Genomic DNA, 16761 nt, shown 5'->3' with positions numbered 1-16761 from the left:
TTTTCATCATCACTTACGAGAAAAATGTACGACCAGTCGATCACCGACCATCTGCAGCACCTGTACCAGGATCAGCAGCAGGATCACTGTCACGGCCATGACGTCCGGCTGGTAGCGCTGGTAGCCGTAGCGTACCGCCAGGTCGCCGAGGCCGCCGCCGCCAATCAGGCCGCTCATGGCGGTGTAGGACACCAGGGTAATCGCGGTGACGGTGGTGGCCGCGAGCAGGCCGGGCAACGCCTCGGGAAGCAGCGCGCGGGTGATGATCTGCCAGGTGGTGGCGCCCATCGCCTGGGTCGCCTCGATGATGCCGCGCTCCACTTCACGCAGGGCGGTTTCCACCAGGCGCGCGAAGAACGGCGTGGCACCCACCACCAATGGCGGGATGGCGCCGGCGACGCCCAGCGAGGTGCCGACCAGCAGCTCGGTGAAGGGAATCATCAGGATCAGCAGGATGACGAAGGGCACCGAGCGCAGGATGTTCACCACCAGCGACAGTGCGCCGTACAGCGCCGACTGCTCGAACAGCTGGCGCGGGCCGGTAAGAAACAGCAGCACGCCGAGGGGCAGGCCGAGCAGTACGGTGAACAGCATCGAGCCGAGCAGCATGTTCAGGGTGTCGAGGCTGGCCTGCCAGATTTCCGGCCAGAACACGTTGGGCAGCAGTTGTTCGAGCATCAGCGCAGTACCTCCAGATGCACGTCGGCGGCGCCGAAGCGCGCCAGCGCGGCGTCAATGTCGCCACCGGTCAGGGCCAGGGTGAGCTGGCCGTAGGGAGTGTCCTTGATGCGGTCGATGCGCCCGGCGAGGATGCTGTAGTCCACTCCGGTTTCACGGGCCACGGTGCCCAGCAGCGGCGCATAGGTGGCGTCGCCCTGGAAGGTCAGGCGCAGGATGCGGCCTTCGACATGGGCGAAGTCATCACGCTGTTCGGCTTCGTCGACGTGCTCGGACTCCTGCACGAAACGTCGTGTGGTCGGGTGTTGCGGGTGCAGGAACACCTCGGCCACCGGGCCCTCTTCGACGATGACGCCGGCATCCATCACCGCCACGCGGTCGCAGACACGGCGGATCACGTCCATCTCGTGGGTGATCAGCACGATGGTCAGGCCCAGTTCGCGGTTGATCTCGGCCAGCAGGTGCAGCACGGCGGTGGTGGTCTGTGGGTCGAGGGCGCTGGTGGCCTCGTCGCACAGCAGTATCTTCGGTCGCGTGCTCAGCGCACGGGCGATGCCGACGCGCTGTTTCTGCCCGCCGGAGAGTTGTGCCGGGTATTTGGTGGCGTGATCCTGCAGGCCGACGCGGGCCAGCAGCTCGGCGACGCGGGCGTCGATTTCGGCACGGCTCAGTTCGCCGGCCAGGCGCAGCGGCATGGCGATGTTGTCGGCGACGGTTTTCGATGACAGCAGGTTGAAGTGCTGGAAGATCATCCCGACCTGCTGGCGGAAGCGGCGCAGGCCATTGGCATCGAGGGCGGTGACATCGACGCCGTCGATCTCGATGCGACCGCCGGAGGGTTCTTCCAGGCGGTTGATCAGGCGCAGCAGGGTGCTCTTGCCGGCGCCGGAATGGCCGATGATGCCGAACACCTGGCCGCTGCCGACCTGCAGCGTGGTGGGCTGCAGTGCCGGAATCTCGCGGCCTGCGACGCGGTAGGCCTTGTGGACGGATTGAAACTGGATCACGCGAACGACCTTTTGGGTGTGTTCAGTCGCCGGCTCCAGAGGGTTGTCGAGCCGGCCATCGAGCGCCGGGTAGGGCGCAAAAGTGCGCTAGTTTACCCGGCAGTGTTTAGGCCGAGAAAATCTTTGTAGGCCTATGTTTATTACAAAATGGCATTACCGATCAGCGGTAGTACGAGTGCCCTTCCTCAGTTGCGTTGTGGGCTCAACAGCAGGCGCGGTACTTGTTGTGGCGCGATCTTCTGGCTCAGCTGCGGACGGAAGCTCGGGTCGAGCTTCTTGATCCGCGCCGAGAGCAGCGCCGCGACCCAGGGGTAATCCTTGGCCTCGCGCACTTCGATGCGCACCGCACAGCGAAAGGTCACGACATCGGCGGCTACGCCGTCGAGCAGGCGGCGCAGGTTTTCGTTGTCCTGGCTGTCCAGCATAGGCAACGCCACGACGCTGGTGGCGGCGCTTGGGTCGATCAGGCGTGCTTTGGGTGTGCTCTCGACCACGGGCGTCGGCTGGCTCGCCGCTGTCGGGGCGGTTGCTGCCTTGGTCGCGGCCTGGCGTTCACTGGCCAGGCGTTGCTGGCGCAGTTGTTCCAGGCGCTCGGCATCGAGCTTGGCGGCCGCTTCGCGGGCCTGCTGCTCGGCAGCTGCCTGGCGGGCAGCGCGGGCGCTGTCGATGGCCTGGTTGAGGTCATGGCTCAGGGCTGGGGCTTGCGGCATCAGGCTGCGGGCCTGGCCCAGCGCCTGCGCAGCGCGATCCAGATCACCCTGCTGCAGCGCTTCCTGGCCTTGCTGCATGTAGGCTTCGGCCAGTTGGCGTTGGTACTGCTCCAGGCGCGTGTCGCGGCTGGCGCGTTGCTGCAGCGCGCTGAGTTGGCCGCGCGCATCGTCAAGGCGTTCTTCGGCCAGGCTCAGGTCGAGCTGGCGGAAGGCGATGACCAGATCATCGACCGGCGGCACGCTGTGCGACGGTGTGTTCTGGCAGCCGACCAGCAGCAGAACCAGAAAAAGAGGAAGACCACGAAAAGCGAACGACTTCATGACTACGCGTCTCGAATTGTGCAAAAAACGCGCAATCATACAGGTTCGTATCGCTGATTTCACCTCGATCGGTCGCGCCGTAGCCCGGATGCAATCCGGGGAAAACGTGGTGGAGCATTCCCGGATTGCATCCGGACTACGCAGAGCGCGCCATCAGGTGTTGCGCTTGGGCAACGCGAAGCTGGCCAGAAATAGCGCGGCGGCGCTGACCACGATGGATGGCCCGGCTGGGGTGTCCTGATACCAGGACAGGCTAAGCCCTGCACACACGGCCACCAGGCCGAGCAGGCTGGCACCTATCGCCATCTGCTCCGGTGTGCGTGCATGGCGCTGGGCAGCAGCGGCCGGGATGATCAACAAGGAGGTGATCAGCAGCACGCCGACGATCTTCATCGCCACGGCGATCACCACGGCGATCAACAGCATCAACGCCAGGCGAATTGCTGCCACCGGCAGGCCTTCGACCCGCGCCAACTCTTCATGCACCGTGATTGCCAGCAGGGGGCGCCACAGCCAGGCCAGCGCTGCCAGCACCAGCGCGCTACCACCCATGATCCAGGCCAGATCGGTAGGGCTGACGGCGAGCAGGTCGCCGAACAGGTAGCTCATCAGGTCGATGCGCACGTCGTGCATGAAGCTCAACGCCACCAGGCCCAGTGACAGCGTGCTGTGGGCGAGGATGCCGAGCAGGGTGTCGGAGGCCAGCGGCTGGCGCTGTTGCAGGGTCACCAGCAGCACAGCCAGCAGCACGCAGCCGACGGTCACGGTGAGGGTTGGGCTGACGTCGAGCATCAGTCCCAGCGCCACGCCGAGCAGGGCGGCATGGGACAGGGTGTCGCCAAAATAGGCCATGCGCCGCCACACGACGAAGGAGCCGAGTGGGCCGGCCACCAGGGCCAGCGTCAGGCCGGCGAGCAGGGCGTTGAGAAGAAAATCGGGCATCAGTGCTTGCAACCAGGGCCGTGAACGTGGGCCGGGCCGTGGATGGTCAGGCCGGGCTTGACCACGCCGCCATGCAGGTCGTGATCGTGGTCGTGATGGTGGTGATAGACGGCCAGGCTCTTGGCATCCTGACCGAACAGCTCGATGAAGGCCGGGTCGCCGCTGACCTGCTCCGGGTGACCGGAACAGCACACATGGCGGTTGAGGCAGACCACCTGATCGGTGGCGCTCATCACCAGATGCAGGTCGTGCGACACCATCAACACGCCGCAGCCATGGCGCTCGCGTAGCCGTGAGATCAGTCGGTACAACTCGGCCTGGCCGGCGACGTCGACGCCTTGTACCGGCTCGTCGAGCACCAGCAGTTGCGGCTCGCGCAGCAGGGCGCGGGCCAGCAGCACGCGCTGCATCTCGCCACCGGAAATGCTCTGCAGCGGGCTGTCGATCACCTGCTCGGCGCCGACCTCGGCCAGTGCTGCCAGTGCGCGTTTGCGATCCACTCCCGGCACCAGGCGCAGGAAGCGCAGCACCGACAGCGGCAGGGTGGCATCGACATGCAGTTTCTGCGGCATGTAGCCGATGCGCAGGCGCGGTGCGCGGCGCACGTTACCGTGTTCCGGTTGCAGCAGGCCGAGTACCACGCGCACCAGGGTGGTCTTGCCGGCGCCGTTGGGGCCGATCAGGGTAACGATCTCGCCGGGCTGTACGCTGAGCTGCACGTCATCCAGCACAGCCTGGCCGTTGAAGCTGACCGCGACTCCGTCGAGACGGATCAGGGCGTCGTTCATGCTGCTGCCTTGCAACCGGCGCAGAGGCCGACGACTTCGACGGTCTGGCTCTCCACGCTGAAACCGACGCCTGCGGCGCCGTCGACGATGGCCTGACTGATGGCCGGCTGTTCCAGTTCGATGGCCGCATGGCAACTGCGGCAGATCAGGAACTGGCCCTGGTGCGCATGTTCCGGATGGCTGCAGCCGACGAAGGCATTGAGCGAGGCGATGCGATGCACCAGGCCGTTTTCCAGAAGAAAGTCCAGCGCGCGGTACACCGTCGGCGGCGCGGCGCGGCGGCCATCCTCGTCACTCAGCACGCCGAGGATGTCGTATGCGCCCAGCGGCTTGTGGCTGGCCCATACCAGCTCGAGCACACGCTTGCGCAAGGCGGTCAGGCGCAGACCCTGACGGGTACAGATGGCCTCGGCCTCGGCCAGGGCATGGCTGACGCAGCGGGAATGGTCGTGGGGGCGTGAAGCCAGGGGCATGTCGGTCATGGGCAAGGACGGCGCTGGTGAGAGACGTTATTATATTACCCGTTCAATCCCGTCCGAGTATGCCCCGTGTCGCGTCTTTTCTGTCTGCTTGCCCTGCTTTTCATCGCCAATGCCCAGGCCGAGGTGCGCCTGCTCACCAGCATCAAGCCGCTGCAACTGATCGCCGCAGCGGTGCAGGATGGTGTCGGCGAGCCCGAGGTGCTGCTGCCGCCCGGCGCCTCGCCACATCATTACGCGCTGCGACCGTCCGATGTACGCCGCGTGCGCGATGCCGACTTGCTGTACTGGATCGGCCCGGACATGGAAGCCTTCCTCCCGCGTGTGCTGGGCAGCCGCGACAAGCCGCAGGTGGCGGTGCAGGATCTGCCTGGCATGACCCTGCGTCATTTTGGCGACAGCCATGACGAGCATGATCACGACGAGCATGCTGATGAGCACGCGCATACTGCTGACGAGCTGGGTCATGACCACGACCACCGTCCCGGCAGCCTGGATGCCCACCTGTGGCTGGCTGCGGACAATGCCCGTGTGATCGCGGCGCGCATGGCTGCCGATCTGGCCAAGCTGGATGCTGCCAACGCTGCGCGTTATGCCGCCAACCTGAAAGCCTTCGAGGCGCGCCTGGATGCGCTCGATGGCCGCATCCGCCCACAATTGACAGCCTTGCAAGGCAAGCCGTATTTCGTCTTCCATGAAGCGTTCGATTACTTCGAAGCCGTCTACGGCCTCAAGCATGCCGGTGTATTCAGCGTGCTGACCGAAGTGCAACCCGGCGCGCGTCATGTCGCTGCGATGCGCAAGACCCTGCAGCAGGCCGGGCCGAGCTGCGTATTCAGCGAGCCGCCGCTGCGCCCGCGTCTGGCCGAAACCCTTACGGCCGGTCTGCCGGTCAAGTTAGCCGAACTCGATGCCTTGGGCGGCACCTTGCCGGTCAACGCCAGCGGTTACGAGCAACTGCTGGAGAATTTGGCCTCCGGCCTGACGCAGTGCCTCAGTAATCTGTAGGGTGTGCCACGCGCACCGCAGGCAACGGTCGGTACACGCCATCCTACGAACTGTAACCATCCTCACGTTGCCGCTCGCGGGGGCAAACTACTAGGCTTGCGCTTTTGCCGCGAGCGCTCGCCATGTCGCCAACTGCACCTCGCCCGTCCAACGCCACGCTGGTGCTGCTGGCGTCGTTGTACTGCGCTCAGGGCTTGCCTTCCGGGTTGATCGCTCACTCGTTGCCAGTGTTGCTGCGTCAGCATGGCGTAGATCTGGCCCTGATCGGCCTGCTCAAACTGCTGGCGTTACCCTGGCTGCTGAAAGTGTTCTGGGCGCCCTGGATCGACCGCCTGGCATCAAGGCGCCTGGGCCACCATCGTGGCTGGATCCTGCCGCTGCAAAGCGGAGTGATTGTCTGTGTGGCCGTGCTGGCGCTGCTGGCACCACAGACGCTGTTTAGTGAAGGCCTGTGGTGGCTGCTCGGCTTGCTGCTGCTGATCAACCTGCTGGCCTCCACTCAGGATGTGGCTACCGACGGCCTTACCGTGCGCCTGCTTTCGGAGCGCTGGCGCGGCCTGGGCAATAGCCTGCAGGTGGGCGGCTACAAGGTTGGCATGATCGTCAGTGGCAGCGGCCTGCTGCTGGTGATCGACCCGTTGGGCTGGAACCTGGCGGTCGGTCTGGTGGCTGGCCTGATCCTGCTGATGACCGTGCCGATCTGGTTGTTCCCCGAGCGTCGGGTGTTGCCGTTCCAGCCGGTCCTGGCGGAAACCGCCCTCGGTCCGCGCTTGCTGCTGAGCCACTACCGCGGACTGCTGGCGCAGCCCGGTATGTTGCTGTGGCTGGCGGTAGTGCTGACCTTCAAGCTGGGCGATTCGCTGGGTTCGCCGATGATCAAACCGATGCTGGTGGATCAGGGCTGGAGTACCGCAGAGCTTGGCCAGCTGACCCTGATCAGCAGTCTGGCCGGCATCGGCGGCGCCTTGCTGGGCGGCCTGGTCTACGCACGTATCGGCGTGCTGCGTGCACTGATCCTGTTCGGTACCCTGCAAGCCATCGGCATCGCCGCCCTGGCGCTGCTGGTGGGGCAAGGCGCCAACACCGGTCTGGTCTATGCCGTGACCCTGTTTGAACAGGTGGCCGATGGCATGTCCACTGTCGCCCTGTTCGCCGCCATGATGCGCATGTGCCGCCCGGAACACGAAGGCGCCGACTTCACCCTGCAGGCCTCGGCGCAGTTGCTGCTGTCCGGTTTCGTTGGGGCCAGCAGCGGGGTGCTGGCCAAGGCGTTGGGGTATGAGGGGTTGTTCGTTGGGGCGGGAGTGTTGGGGATGCTGGTTTTGATGTTGTTGATTCCGCATGGCCGCAAGATGGTTCAACAAGCGCAGCACTAGTCTGCATGCATTCGGTCAGGGCCCCGCTTGAGCTCTGATATGACGAGATTCGCATAGTCGTGACCTGAGTTTGGGCCGCATGCCTTGCGTGAGATATGTTCGTATAGCGCTTTGAGATACGTCCTGACGGGCCTGCCTAGGCTAAACGGACAACTGATTCAACAAGGATGTTTCATGAATAACCGATTGATCCTCTCTCTTCTCCTGCTCGCCACCCTGGAAATTCGGCTGGCTCGCTACTGTCGCGGCACACCACTGACCGCGCTGCGCAAACAGAGCTCGGCTGCATGTTGAAGCTCAGGATCGGCGAACGCTGGGGCCGACTGACGTCCAGCGGCAGCGGCACATTCATGCTGGTACTGCTGATAATGACGGCGATAAGCATGAGTTTCTTGTGGCTGGCCTTTGAGCCAGCGCGTGACGCCGGTGGCTGCGTTACTCAGGCCGCTCGCGGCATGCGCGGAACGCGGTCCTGCGATCAGGGGAGCGTCAACAGGCATGTGCTGTTAAGCCTGATTATCGGCATACTCTTTGGCTATCTCGCTTTGCGCATGCTCTGGCTCGCAGGTTGTGAATTTTTCAGGCCGCTGCCAGAGGAGCCGCTGAATGCCGTGCTGCAATTGCTGCTGAACCTTGAGTATGTGGAGGTTCTGAACAGAACCGAGCTGGCCGATGGCCTCCAGCTCGATCTACTGCGGCTGGATCGCAACGGTACACCCGATGCAGCTTTCCGCCTTCGCATGCTCGGCTTGCAGCAACACAGCTTCTACTCCAAGGACAGTCGTCCGCGCGACCTGTTACTGCTGCTGAAGACTGGTCGTCGGATGAGCTTTTCCCCAGCCACGTGCCTGGCCCACCCGCAGCATGCTCATATAGACGCGAGCATCTATGGGCCAAGTTTTCTGGACGGTCAGCTCACGCTGAAGGCTGCCAGCCACCGGCTCGAACGTCTGAAGTTGCCGATTGGCAATGAGCAGGTGGATGCGTAGGTGCCATCAGGAGGCTGGCCAAGGCCTTGTGTTGACGTATGTTCGGCATGAAGCCACTCCTGATGGAGCTCGTTTCGTACCTCGGCAAATAGCTCGATGACGGAGGCGTTGCAGGTCGCGCTGGCGGAAGGCTCCACTGAGACTGGACTTCGCCACCTAAGCCGGGTTCTGTCCGTTGGCAGCTTTGTGCTCTCCAGCCATTACACCTCTCCGCGTAGACGCCTCTCACGCTCTTCGCGTTGTTCGCGCCTTCTTGCTGGGCTGAAGGGCGGATCGCCAATGGTAATCATCGGTGGTATGCGGATGTGTTGTGCCGCAGGCAGTTTAGCGACCCTGTTCAAAACGGAATGCACCGACTCCGCACTGCGCTTGGTATTGATCTGCAGGTAAGGCTTTTTGCCGTATGGCACTTTTGTTTTGATGATGTAGCTACGAAACCATGTGGTGCCGTATCGGCCCAGATCTCGATAATGGTCAAGAGTCACCAGTTCAGTGATCTCCCGGTAAGGAACGAAAATACTGGCATGGACCGTCAGGTCTTGCGCATGGCCGATGGCCAGATGAAGCCCCTCAGCGTCGAAGTGAGCTTCGTAGGTGGTGTCGGGAAATATCCAGTTCGCGATTACCAGCACAATGAGCGGATATCCCAACATCAAGCAGAATAATGTGACCGTAAGTCCTGCAACGTCGACTCGGCATGACGCAATAAAAGCCAGAAGAAGTACTAACCAGCCCCATCTCAACACATGGGTCATGGACGTAGCAGAGTGGCGTTCGATCATCGAAACACCACCCGCGTCATCGACGGTGAAAATGCTATCCGGGAAAACCTTTATCAGTGCATTCATAGCGCTATGTGGCCGTGCGAGGGGGAACCCGAAAAACGGTGTACCGCACTGGTTGTGACTATGAGATCAGTGCGCTCTGGCAGTGCAATGCTCGGTCGCCTTCCTCTTTGCTACTTACGCCTTTTGCAGGCCAGTTTGTGGCGAGTTGTCCGCTGCCTGGTTGATGAGCGCGTTGGCTTCCGCCAGAAAATTCTCCGTGAGAGACGCATTACTCAGAAAGAAGCGTTGATTGTCTTCCTTCATGTCGATCGTCAGTGACTTGAAGAATGGATTGCGTCGAATGCGAATCTTCTTGATATCACTGGCGCGAAGAAGTTCGTTGCGACGGTAGGACTCGGATTCGTCAGCGTATCGAATTCCCTCGGCTGTCAAAGAGACGCTTACATATTGATCGCGTCGTGCGAGTGAAGAGGCAATGAATAGAATGATATTGGCGGTAATGGATAACCCGAGGGGCCAGCCGACTAGATAAGCTCCAAAATTAGCAATGGGAAAGAAGATAAGCGCGAGTAGGAAGCTCGTTATCATTGTGCTGAACGTAGTCCAGGACATGACGCTGAGATATTGTGCAGGGTTCCAAGTTGCTTGTGACATGATTCTTCCTTGTGATGATATATTGTTTTTGGGAGTTAATTTGTGTGTCTATTTAACGTGCCGCTGCAGTTAGTAAGGGATTGCTCCCTTGTGTGCGCATTAGGTACCTGCAAGGGGAATAGTTAGGTGTTTGTAAAAAAGACGCCATATCAGTATTGTATTTTTCTATTGTTTTTTAAACTGTAGTACCTCTTTTTTGTGGTGGAAAATAATCTGTCACTTTTCGTGATAATCCGGTTTAGCGTGATTTTCAGAATCTTAACGCAGCGGGTCTACTGGCAACGGGGCGTGGAAGAGTCAGAGTAGCGCACCAGGACGGCAGTCCTTTTCACCGCTATCTAGTGCCAAGCGCAATTGTGCGCGTACTCGCCATTCATGATGCAGGCGTGCTGTCACGCAGATTCCCCGTCCATTATCTGGCTGGTGGTGTGTTCATATACAGTTCGCGGCTATCGGGCAAATTACGACTGATGTGCTTCCCCTACCCTCGATGAACGGCATCGAAGTCATCGGCTTTGGGAGTGGCTGTTATGCCCCTGGCTTCCTGGCTGCGGTAATAGGCTTCGATGCTCAGGCGGGGATCGATCTTTGCCTGCAGGATGCAGGGCTGCTGTTGCCATTTGTGGTCGCGATTACGGGCCATGGTCTCGGCCCTGCCACGACGCTCCCACGCACGATAGGGCATGTCACGCCAGCGACGGGGTGGGCGGCCTTGCTGTTGATCATGGGCAGCGGTAACCGGATCCAAGTGGCGAAACTGTTCGAGTAGAGGCAGATCCGGCAGGGGCTGGGTGGCGTCCATGTAGCGCTGCAAGCTGTCCCAAAATGCCAGGGATTCTTCGAGATTCATGCCCAGCGACTGGAGCTTGCCGCCCAGTGCGACCTGGACATCACAGTAACGGTGATGCAACCAGATGGCGAAACCGCTGTTGCCATGAGAACCTGGACGAAATTCCAGGGTGGCGTCGAACTCGTAGAGTGGCGCCGAGAAGGGTTTGCGCCAAAAGCGACCTATGGTGAGCATGCCGGTCTGACGATTGAAACCACTGCCATCATGGGCAAAGAGACGCAAATAAAGATCCTGCAGGTAATCCCAGCCGATCAGCCCCATAAAGACGCTGAAGGCCATGGCTGCGCAGGCCAAAAACAAATTTGCTCCATGCTGGGACGTTTGGAATGTCAGTATTGATGCAGTAAGTGCAATAAAAAAGCCGATTCCTACTTGGGCCAGATAAGCTCTGGATTTTGGTGTGTCTCGCCACATAAGCCAACTACTCACACCTATCATGCATATGGAAAGAAAAACCAGTATGATTTCGGCTGTGATTTTTAATGACTCATTGCTAAAACTGGGTGTTGGAATGGTAAGCATCCAAAAAAACCATGGAGCAAATAAAATCGACCACCATTTTAAATATGGGATCAAGATCATCCACTTGCTGGAGTTTTCGAATTTCCAGCGTTTATGGTTGATATAAAGATCGTCCTCTCCCTTGCCATCGAGGAAGTTACGCATACCGGGTTGAAGTTGTGCATCGATATCCTGCCAGGGCTCCAGATGGGCATAGTGTCCCCAGCGCAGTGGTGTGCGAGTGGGGCCGTTGCGGTTGGCATCCTGCGGCCATTTGTGTGGCGGCTGGGCAGGGATAGCCGTGCTGCGGTAGGCGGACGGGGCGTAGTGATCAGATGGGGCAGGCGCATTCATTGGTCGGCGAAGTCTCGTTTGCTGATCAGCCAGTAAGCGGCTTCAACACGGGTTTCCAGATCGGCAGGCAAGCCTGGGGAGTAGGGCTGCCATTGACGTGGCGTGGGTTGCGGCAGGGTGATGCGGTTATAGCCGGGGAAGGGGTCGTTGGCATAGCACATGGCTTCCCCCAGGTGGAATTGAGCGCAGACCTTCAGGCCGTATTGGATGGTTTGCAGATTACGGCGTGGATCGCGTTGGGCGATCATCTGGTGCATGGCCGGCAACACGAACAGTAGGCGGTTGTCTTTCAGCAGCACCGCTCCCAGCTTCTCCTTATCGATCTTGATGGGGCGCTGGTTGTTCCAGCCTGAAAAATGGCTACGGGTGCGCAGGCGCTCCCAGGCAAGCAGGTTGAAATCCAGGCCATTACGAAACTGGCCGAGCAGTGGGCTGGCAATCTCCACTGCCCAATCTTCTGTGCTGAGTACGACACGCTGCTCCTGCTGGCTCACTTGTAGGCGCTGGCGGTCATCTTCGCTGGCTTGTTCTCGCCACTGCGCCATGCGTTCGATACGGACGACAGGAGCGCCCATGATACCGAGCAGTTGCTGGTAGGCCTGAAGAGGGTCATTCATTTGCTCCAGACGCTGCTGGCGACCAAACGGCCCGTGCTTGATAGCCTGCTCCAGCGGGCTGGCTGCCATCAGCACAGTGCCGACTACGCCGGCCAGCAGTAGGGTTACCCCAATACCGAGCAACCAGGGACTGGCGATAATGCCAATGGTATAGAGCGCCCATACTCCCGCGCCGCTGGCGGCCACCATATTGGCGATGGCAACTTCGTTATCGCCGTCACGAAAAGCACGGTAAGCGTCCCACGCGAATAGTGTAGCGGTGACAGCCATGGCGGCAGCGGAACCGATGCGCGATAAGTTGAGCCAATGGTTGCCCGTACGTTTCATCAGGTTTTTGGCCCAGAAACCCGAGGTGTTAAATCGTCCGCGCTCCCAGAAAACATGCCAAGGATGAGCTCCTCGTTTTGCATCCGTTAATAGTTTCAGCGCAAGATTATTGGCGGCTAAGCCAAGGTCAATGAGCGCTCCACCTGCTCCGACTCGAAATCTCCATGCTTCACTATTAATTAACTCTTTCGTCCCAACTGTATTCGCATAAAGACTATACGCTGCACACACCGTCGCCAGTATTGGGATCGTTTTGCTATTGGCCAGCGCTTTGGCCGTATCTAGTCGTGGTGCAACGCTGCGCCACTGTCTGAAATCCTCCACCAATGGATCGTTGGCTTCGGCCACTACGACCATGACCTTGCCCAGATCCTTGCTGGCGAAGCCGAGACGCTCGGCTGCCTTGGCGCTACTGGTGGCCACCGTTCTGCCTCGATTGGTCAGATTGGCGTAGTAGTAGTTGTTTCGGGTTAGGGTGAGGCGCTCGGCCGCGGTGATACCGAAGCTGACACCGCCACCGTGTACGCCCAATACCACTTTATGCTCTAGCAGTGCCTTGCCTTGAGGTAGCAATTCCAGGCCCTTGGCCTGGCTATGCAGGTGCTTGAGGGTCTTGAAGGTTGGCAGGAAGCTGCGGTGCAGTTCGACTTGGGTTACGTTCGGGCTTTCTGTTATGCGCTTGATCGCTAGCATGGTGGCGGTCGCCACATGGTTGAGCACTTCGTCAGTTGCCGCTGCCATGTTCTGGGCGATATAAGCGCCGTTTAGGAAGCTGAGGGCGCTGAGGCCGAGGCGCTCGGGGCGTATTGGCTGGCCGCTGGCAAGGTGCTGCTCCAGGCGCTCCAGGGCTTTGGGAAGCTTATCGGCCTGGGGCAGCAGGTCGCGGGTCAGCGCATGGGTGGCTTGCACCAGTTGTTTGCTGAGTTTTTCCACATCTTTGGCGACCTTGGTGTCCGCCGGCTCGATGCAGCGAGGATCACAGCTCTTGGGCGAGCATGTCAGTACCTCCAGTAGCTCTACAAGTTGCACATACGGCTCCAGCAGGCGTTCGTCCTTGCTATGCACGTAGTCCTGCCAGGCAGGTTGTAGCTGTTGCGTTAGGGCGAGTAAGCGCTCTTGTTGGCGGTAGAGTTGCTCGCGGGCTTGTTCCCGCTCGTCGTGGAGGGTGGCCTTCTTGAGTGCGGCCAAATCGACATGGTCGCGGAACTCCTTGAGCGAGCCGGCAGGCGTGAGCATTTCCTGATATAGCACTTCGGCATAACGACCAAACGACTGATGGGGAACCAGGGCATTGAGTGTTTGCAGGAGCTCTGTGCATAGCTTGGTCTGAGCGACGGCATGGCGAAGGGCGAAGATTGGGTCGTGAAGCATGATGCCGACTAGGCGTGGATAGCCACGTAGTTGATATTCGTTCAGTAGATCCTTGTTCTCAGGCAACGGCGGCAATGGCTCTGGTGCAGGTCCTTGAGTCTTGGCAGCCAATTCCTGATGGCGTTGTTGTAATTGGTTGACCAGTGAGTTGACCGGTAGCTCCGTCAGGCCAGAGGTGTAGATCAGTGGATCTTCGAGGAGCGTTTCGAAATGCAACTCGCGAGCACATAGCCCTTTGCTGAGGCGGGTGAGTGGGATGATTGGCATGGCTTGTGTAGCTTTCCACTGCTCGGGGCCGACCACGGCAGCCGACCATGCCGGCGCGACATTCTGGCAGCGCTGCTTGATGCGACCGCTACTGGCTTCCAGCCACTCGATGTATTCCCACGTCCAGGGCAATTCGCTGTAAGCCATTTCATACTGGTCACCTACAAAGCGCCCTTGCAACAACATTGGCAGCAGCAACAGGTATTGCTTGGCACCGACAGGTTTACGTTCATCTGCTTCGCCCCCTGCTTTGGCGATTTTGCGCCAGTGCGGCACATCTACTTCGAATAGCTGACCCTGACCGTCACTTTCCAGCTCGCGCCATAGTTTGCCTTGACAAAAAACATACAACCTGCCTGGGCGCAGCACAGCGCCTTTTGGCGCTTCTCCAAGCTTGTCGTAGCCTGGCAGTCGTCCCATGGGAACAACGGCGAGAAAGGTATTCTGTTGAATGTTTTCCTCTTCCTCGTGGCTACGCATCTGCTGCTCCACGGGAATGCGCAAGGTGCCACCGTCCTGGCGTGGTACATTCAATGCCATAGAGGCACGGCGTGAATTGTCATAGTCCGTACGCTTGCGAACACCTTGCTCGATAGGTTGATCCTTCAACTCGCTCATGCTTCTTCCTCCGGGTCGAGCAATTCAACTTGTCCGCCTTGCTCCGGGTCACCCCAGACGTCCACGATCAATTGTTGCGGCCCCGTAGCCCCTTTTTCAGTTGGAGCCGGCAACTGGTTGATATTGGCAGTGCCGGTTTTCTCGCCTACTGGTGCGGTATCGGCAGGCTTGGGCAATGTCGGCAAGATGGGCGCCGCCCCCGAGCCACTGCCCGGCGCACCGCCAGAGTTGATCTTGATCACCGGCCCCACCAGGGTCACGCCGCCGCCGTCGAGTTTGATGAAGCTGCCGCCACCTTTGAGGGTCAGTTCGCTGCCGGCTTCGAGTACGACTTTCAGGCCGCTGGAGAGGTGGATTTCCTGGCCGGCCTTGATGAATTGGCCATTGCCGAGCTTGATGTGCTGGCTGTCGCCAACGGTGAGGTGATCGTTGGCCTTGATCTCGGTCTTGCGGTCGCCGTGGGTGGTGCGGTGCTCTTCGGCCTTGAAGTGGCTGTAGGCGTTGGCCTCGACGGTGTCGTGGCGTTCGTTGCCGACGCGGATTTTCTGGTCGTGCTCGATGTTCTCGTCCCAGTCACGCTGGGCATGCACGTAGATCTGCTCGGCGCCTTTGCGATCTTCGATGCGCAGTTCGTTGTAGCCGCCACCGCCAGGGCTGCTGAGTGTCTTGAACACGCTGCGGGTCTTGTTCGCCGGCAAGTCGTAAGGCACCACGTGTTCAGCGTGATACAGGCAGCCGGTTACCAGGGGCTGATCGGGGTCGCCTTCGAGGAAGGTGACCAGCACTTCCATGCCGATGCGTGGAATGGTGATGGCGCCGTAGCGGTCACCGGCCCAACTGGAGCTGACACGCAGCCAGCAGCTGGTTTTTTCATCCGCCTGGCCCTCGCGATCCCAGAAGAACTGCACCTTCACCCGGCCGTATTGGTCGCAATGGATCTCTTCGCCAGCCGGGCCGGTGACTACGGCGCTCTGGCTGCCGAGGATGCGCGGTTTTGGATGGGCCAGGGATGGGCGATAGGGCACGTCCCAGGGCGTGGCAGTGAAACGGTTGCGGTAGCCCTGAGTGAAACCGTCGGCAGGCTGGGTGTCGCTGGTCACCGACTCTTCCAGCACCTGCGGCTGTTTACCTTCATGAAGGACTTCGGTGAGCAGCCAGAGCTGGTTCCACTCTTGGCGTGGATGTTCGCTCAGGTCGAGGAAGTGACCACTGACCAGCGTCGGTGAGTCGCCGTCGCCCTGTGCCAACTCGAAGTCGTGGCGGTGCCGTTCCAGCGCGCGCTTGGCCAAGTGCTTGCCGCGTTCGCGGTCGGTGTAGCGGCCGGGATAGTCGTAGTCTTCCAGCTTGGGTTGGGCGTCGCCTTCGGCCTTGGCTTCCAGTTGCAGGCGCGGCTTCTCGAAGTCGTAGTCGCGGCGCGTCACCTGGCTGGTACGGGTTTCCACGCGCACGCCGAAATGCTTGATCACCGGGTCGTCGGCCACCAGGCCGGTGTCCTGCTGGTAGGCCAACGGTGTCAGGCGCGGGAAGGCGGTCTGGTCGTCGCCGAAGGTCAGCACATGACCCTCGCTGCTGTGCTGGAAGTGGTAGTGGATACCTTCTTCTTCGCACAGGCGCTGGATGAAGTGCAGGTCGCTCTCGTCGTACTGCACGCAATACTCGCGCTCGGGATAGATCGAGCCGAGCTGGAATTGATAAGCGTCGGCCTGGATGCCGTGTTCCTCGAGCACTTGGCCGATGATCTTCTCCACCGTCAGATGCTGGAAAATTCGCTGGTTGGTGCGATGAGCCAGGTAGGCCAACTGCGGCACCAGGGTCAGTCGGTAGCGCGTCATGCGCTTGCCGGACTCGCCTTGTGCGATGCGGTGGATCAGGCCGTGGATGCCGGTGTCATTCTGGTCGAAGGCGAGAAAGGCGCGCTGGTGCAGCAGGCTTTCCAGATCGAGGTCGGGACGTTCGCTGATCAGTTCCACGTCGAAGGCGTAAGGCTGGCTGACCGCCTCGCGCCCGCTGAACTCGAGCACCTGCAGGTCGTGCTCGACGCCTTCGATGCTGAGACTGAAATGGGTCTGGTTGGCCTGGGCGAACATTCGTTGTTCCTCTCGATCATTCCATGATG

Annotated in this window: 14 protein-coding genes; 3 read left to right on the top strand and 11 right to left on the bottom strand. The window is 60.4% G+C overall.

Annotated elements, in window-relative coordinates; genetic code table 11:
- Positions 1 to 9: 9 nt before the first annotated feature.
- The 6 genes from HS968_RS25395 to zur all read right to left on the bottom strand — a co-directional run bounded on the left by HS968_RS25395 (position 10) and on the right by zur (position 4928).
- On the bottom strand, positions 10 to 678 hold the full coding sequence (locus HS968_RS25395) for a methionine ABC transporter permease (RefSeq protein ID WP_064493588.1): 669 nt from the start codon (positions 676 to 678) through the stop codon (positions 10 to 12).
- Complete coding sequence (locus HS968_RS25390) at positions 678 to 1685, bottom strand: methionine ABC transporter ATP-binding protein (RefSeq protein WP_182369282.1); 1008 nt, start codon at positions 1683 to 1685, stop codon at positions 678 to 680. Before HS968_RS25390 ends, HS968_RS25395 begins: the two co-directional genes overlap by 1 nt.
- 185 nt (positions 1686 to 1870) lie before the next feature.
- On the bottom strand, positions 1871 to 2716 hold the full coding sequence (locus HS968_RS25385) for a PA5502 family lipoprotein (protein ID WP_182369281.1): 846 nt from the start codon (positions 2714 to 2716) through the stop codon (positions 1871 to 1873).
- A gap of 153 nt (positions 2717 to 2869) precedes the next feature.
- Positions 2870 to 3658, bottom strand: a complete 789-nt coding sequence (gene znuB / locus HS968_RS25380) for a zinc ABC transporter permease subunit ZnuB (protein ID WP_182369279.1) — start codon at positions 3656 to 3658, stop codon at positions 2870 to 2872.
- Positions 3658 to 4446 (bottom strand): zinc ABC transporter ATP-binding protein ZnuC, encoded by a 789-nt coding sequence (gene znuC / locus HS968_RS25375; protein WP_182369276.1) that lies wholly within the window; start codon positions 4444 to 4446, stop codon positions 3658 to 3660. Before znuC ends, znuB begins: the two co-directional genes overlap by 1 nt.
- On the bottom strand, positions 4443 to 4928 hold the full coding sequence (gene zur, locus HS968_RS25370; RefSeq protein ID WP_106738105.1) for a zinc uptake transcriptional repressor Zur: 486 nt from the start codon (positions 4926 to 4928) through the stop codon (positions 4443 to 4445). The genes znuC and zur overlap by 4 nt, the downstream gene beginning before the upstream one ends.
- Positions 4929 to 4994: 66 nt before the next feature.
- Here zur and znuA point away from each other — a divergent pair, with 66 nt between their 5' ends.
- The 3 genes from znuA (at position 4995) to HS968_RS25355 (ending at position 8298) form a co-directional block, all read left to right on the top strand.
- Positions 4995 to 5933 carry a zinc ABC transporter substrate-binding protein ZnuA gene (gene znuA / locus HS968_RS25365; protein WP_182369274.1) on the top strand — a complete coding sequence of 313 codons (939 nt, stop codon included), beginning with the start codon at positions 4995 to 4997 and terminating at the stop codon, positions 5931 to 5933.
- 122 nt (positions 5934 to 6055) lie between these two features.
- Positions 6056 to 7309: an MFS transporter gene (locus HS968_RS25360; protein WP_182369272.1), complete on the top strand. Its 1254-nt coding sequence runs from the start codon at positions 6056 to 6058 to the stop codon at positions 7307 to 7309.
- Positions 7310 to 7596: 287 nt separating this feature from the next.
- Complete coding sequence (locus tag HS968_RS25355; protein ID WP_182369270.1) at positions 7597 to 8298, top strand: hypothetical protein; 702 nt, start codon at positions 7597 to 7599, stop codon at positions 8296 to 8298.
- Positions 8299 to 8498: 200 nt separating this feature from the next.
- On the opposite strand, the gene HS968_RS25350 is transcribed toward HS968_RS25355, so the two are convergent.
- The 5 genes from HS968_RS25350 to tssI all read right to left on the bottom strand — a co-directional run bounded on the left by HS968_RS25350 (position 8499) and on the right by tssI (position 16732).
- The gene (locus HS968_RS25350; protein ID WP_182369268.1) at positions 8499 to 9146 is read right to left on the bottom strand and encodes a hypothetical protein; all 648 of its coding nucleotides are present in this window, start codon (positions 9144 to 9146) and stop codon (positions 8499 to 8501) included.
- 114 nt (positions 9147 to 9260) lie between these two features.
- A complete protein-coding gene (locus HS968_RS25345) occupies positions 9261 to 9740 on the bottom strand; it encodes a hypothetical protein (RefSeq protein WP_182369266.1) in 480 nt (159 codons plus the stop codon).
- Positions 9741 to 10221: 481 nt separating this feature from the next.
- A complete protein-coding gene (locus tag HS968_RS26460; RefSeq protein WP_238338882.1) occupies positions 10222 to 11445 on the bottom strand; it encodes a hypothetical protein in 1224 nt (407 codons plus the stop codon).
- Positions 11442 to 14645, bottom strand: coding sequence for a hypothetical protein (locus tag HS968_RS25335; protein WP_182369264.1), 3204 nt, complete (start codon positions 14643 to 14645; stop codon positions 11442 to 11444). The genes HS968_RS26460 and HS968_RS25335 overlap by 4 nt, the downstream gene beginning before the upstream one ends.
- Complete coding sequence (gene tssI, locus HS968_RS25330) at positions 14642 to 16732, bottom strand: type VI secretion system Vgr family protein (RefSeq protein WP_182369262.1); 2091 nt, start codon at positions 16730 to 16732, stop codon at positions 14642 to 14644. Before tssI ends, HS968_RS25335 begins: the two co-directional genes overlap by 4 nt.
- Positions 16733 to 16761: the final 29 nt, after the last annotated feature.

The organism is Pseudomonas berkeleyensis (assembly GCF_014109765.1).
Classification (GTDB): Bacteria; Pseudomonadota; Gammaproteobacteria; order Pseudomonadales; family Pseudomonadaceae; genus Aquipseudomonas; species Aquipseudomonas berkeleyensis.
This window is presented reverse-complemented; position numbering and strand designations above follow the sequence as displayed.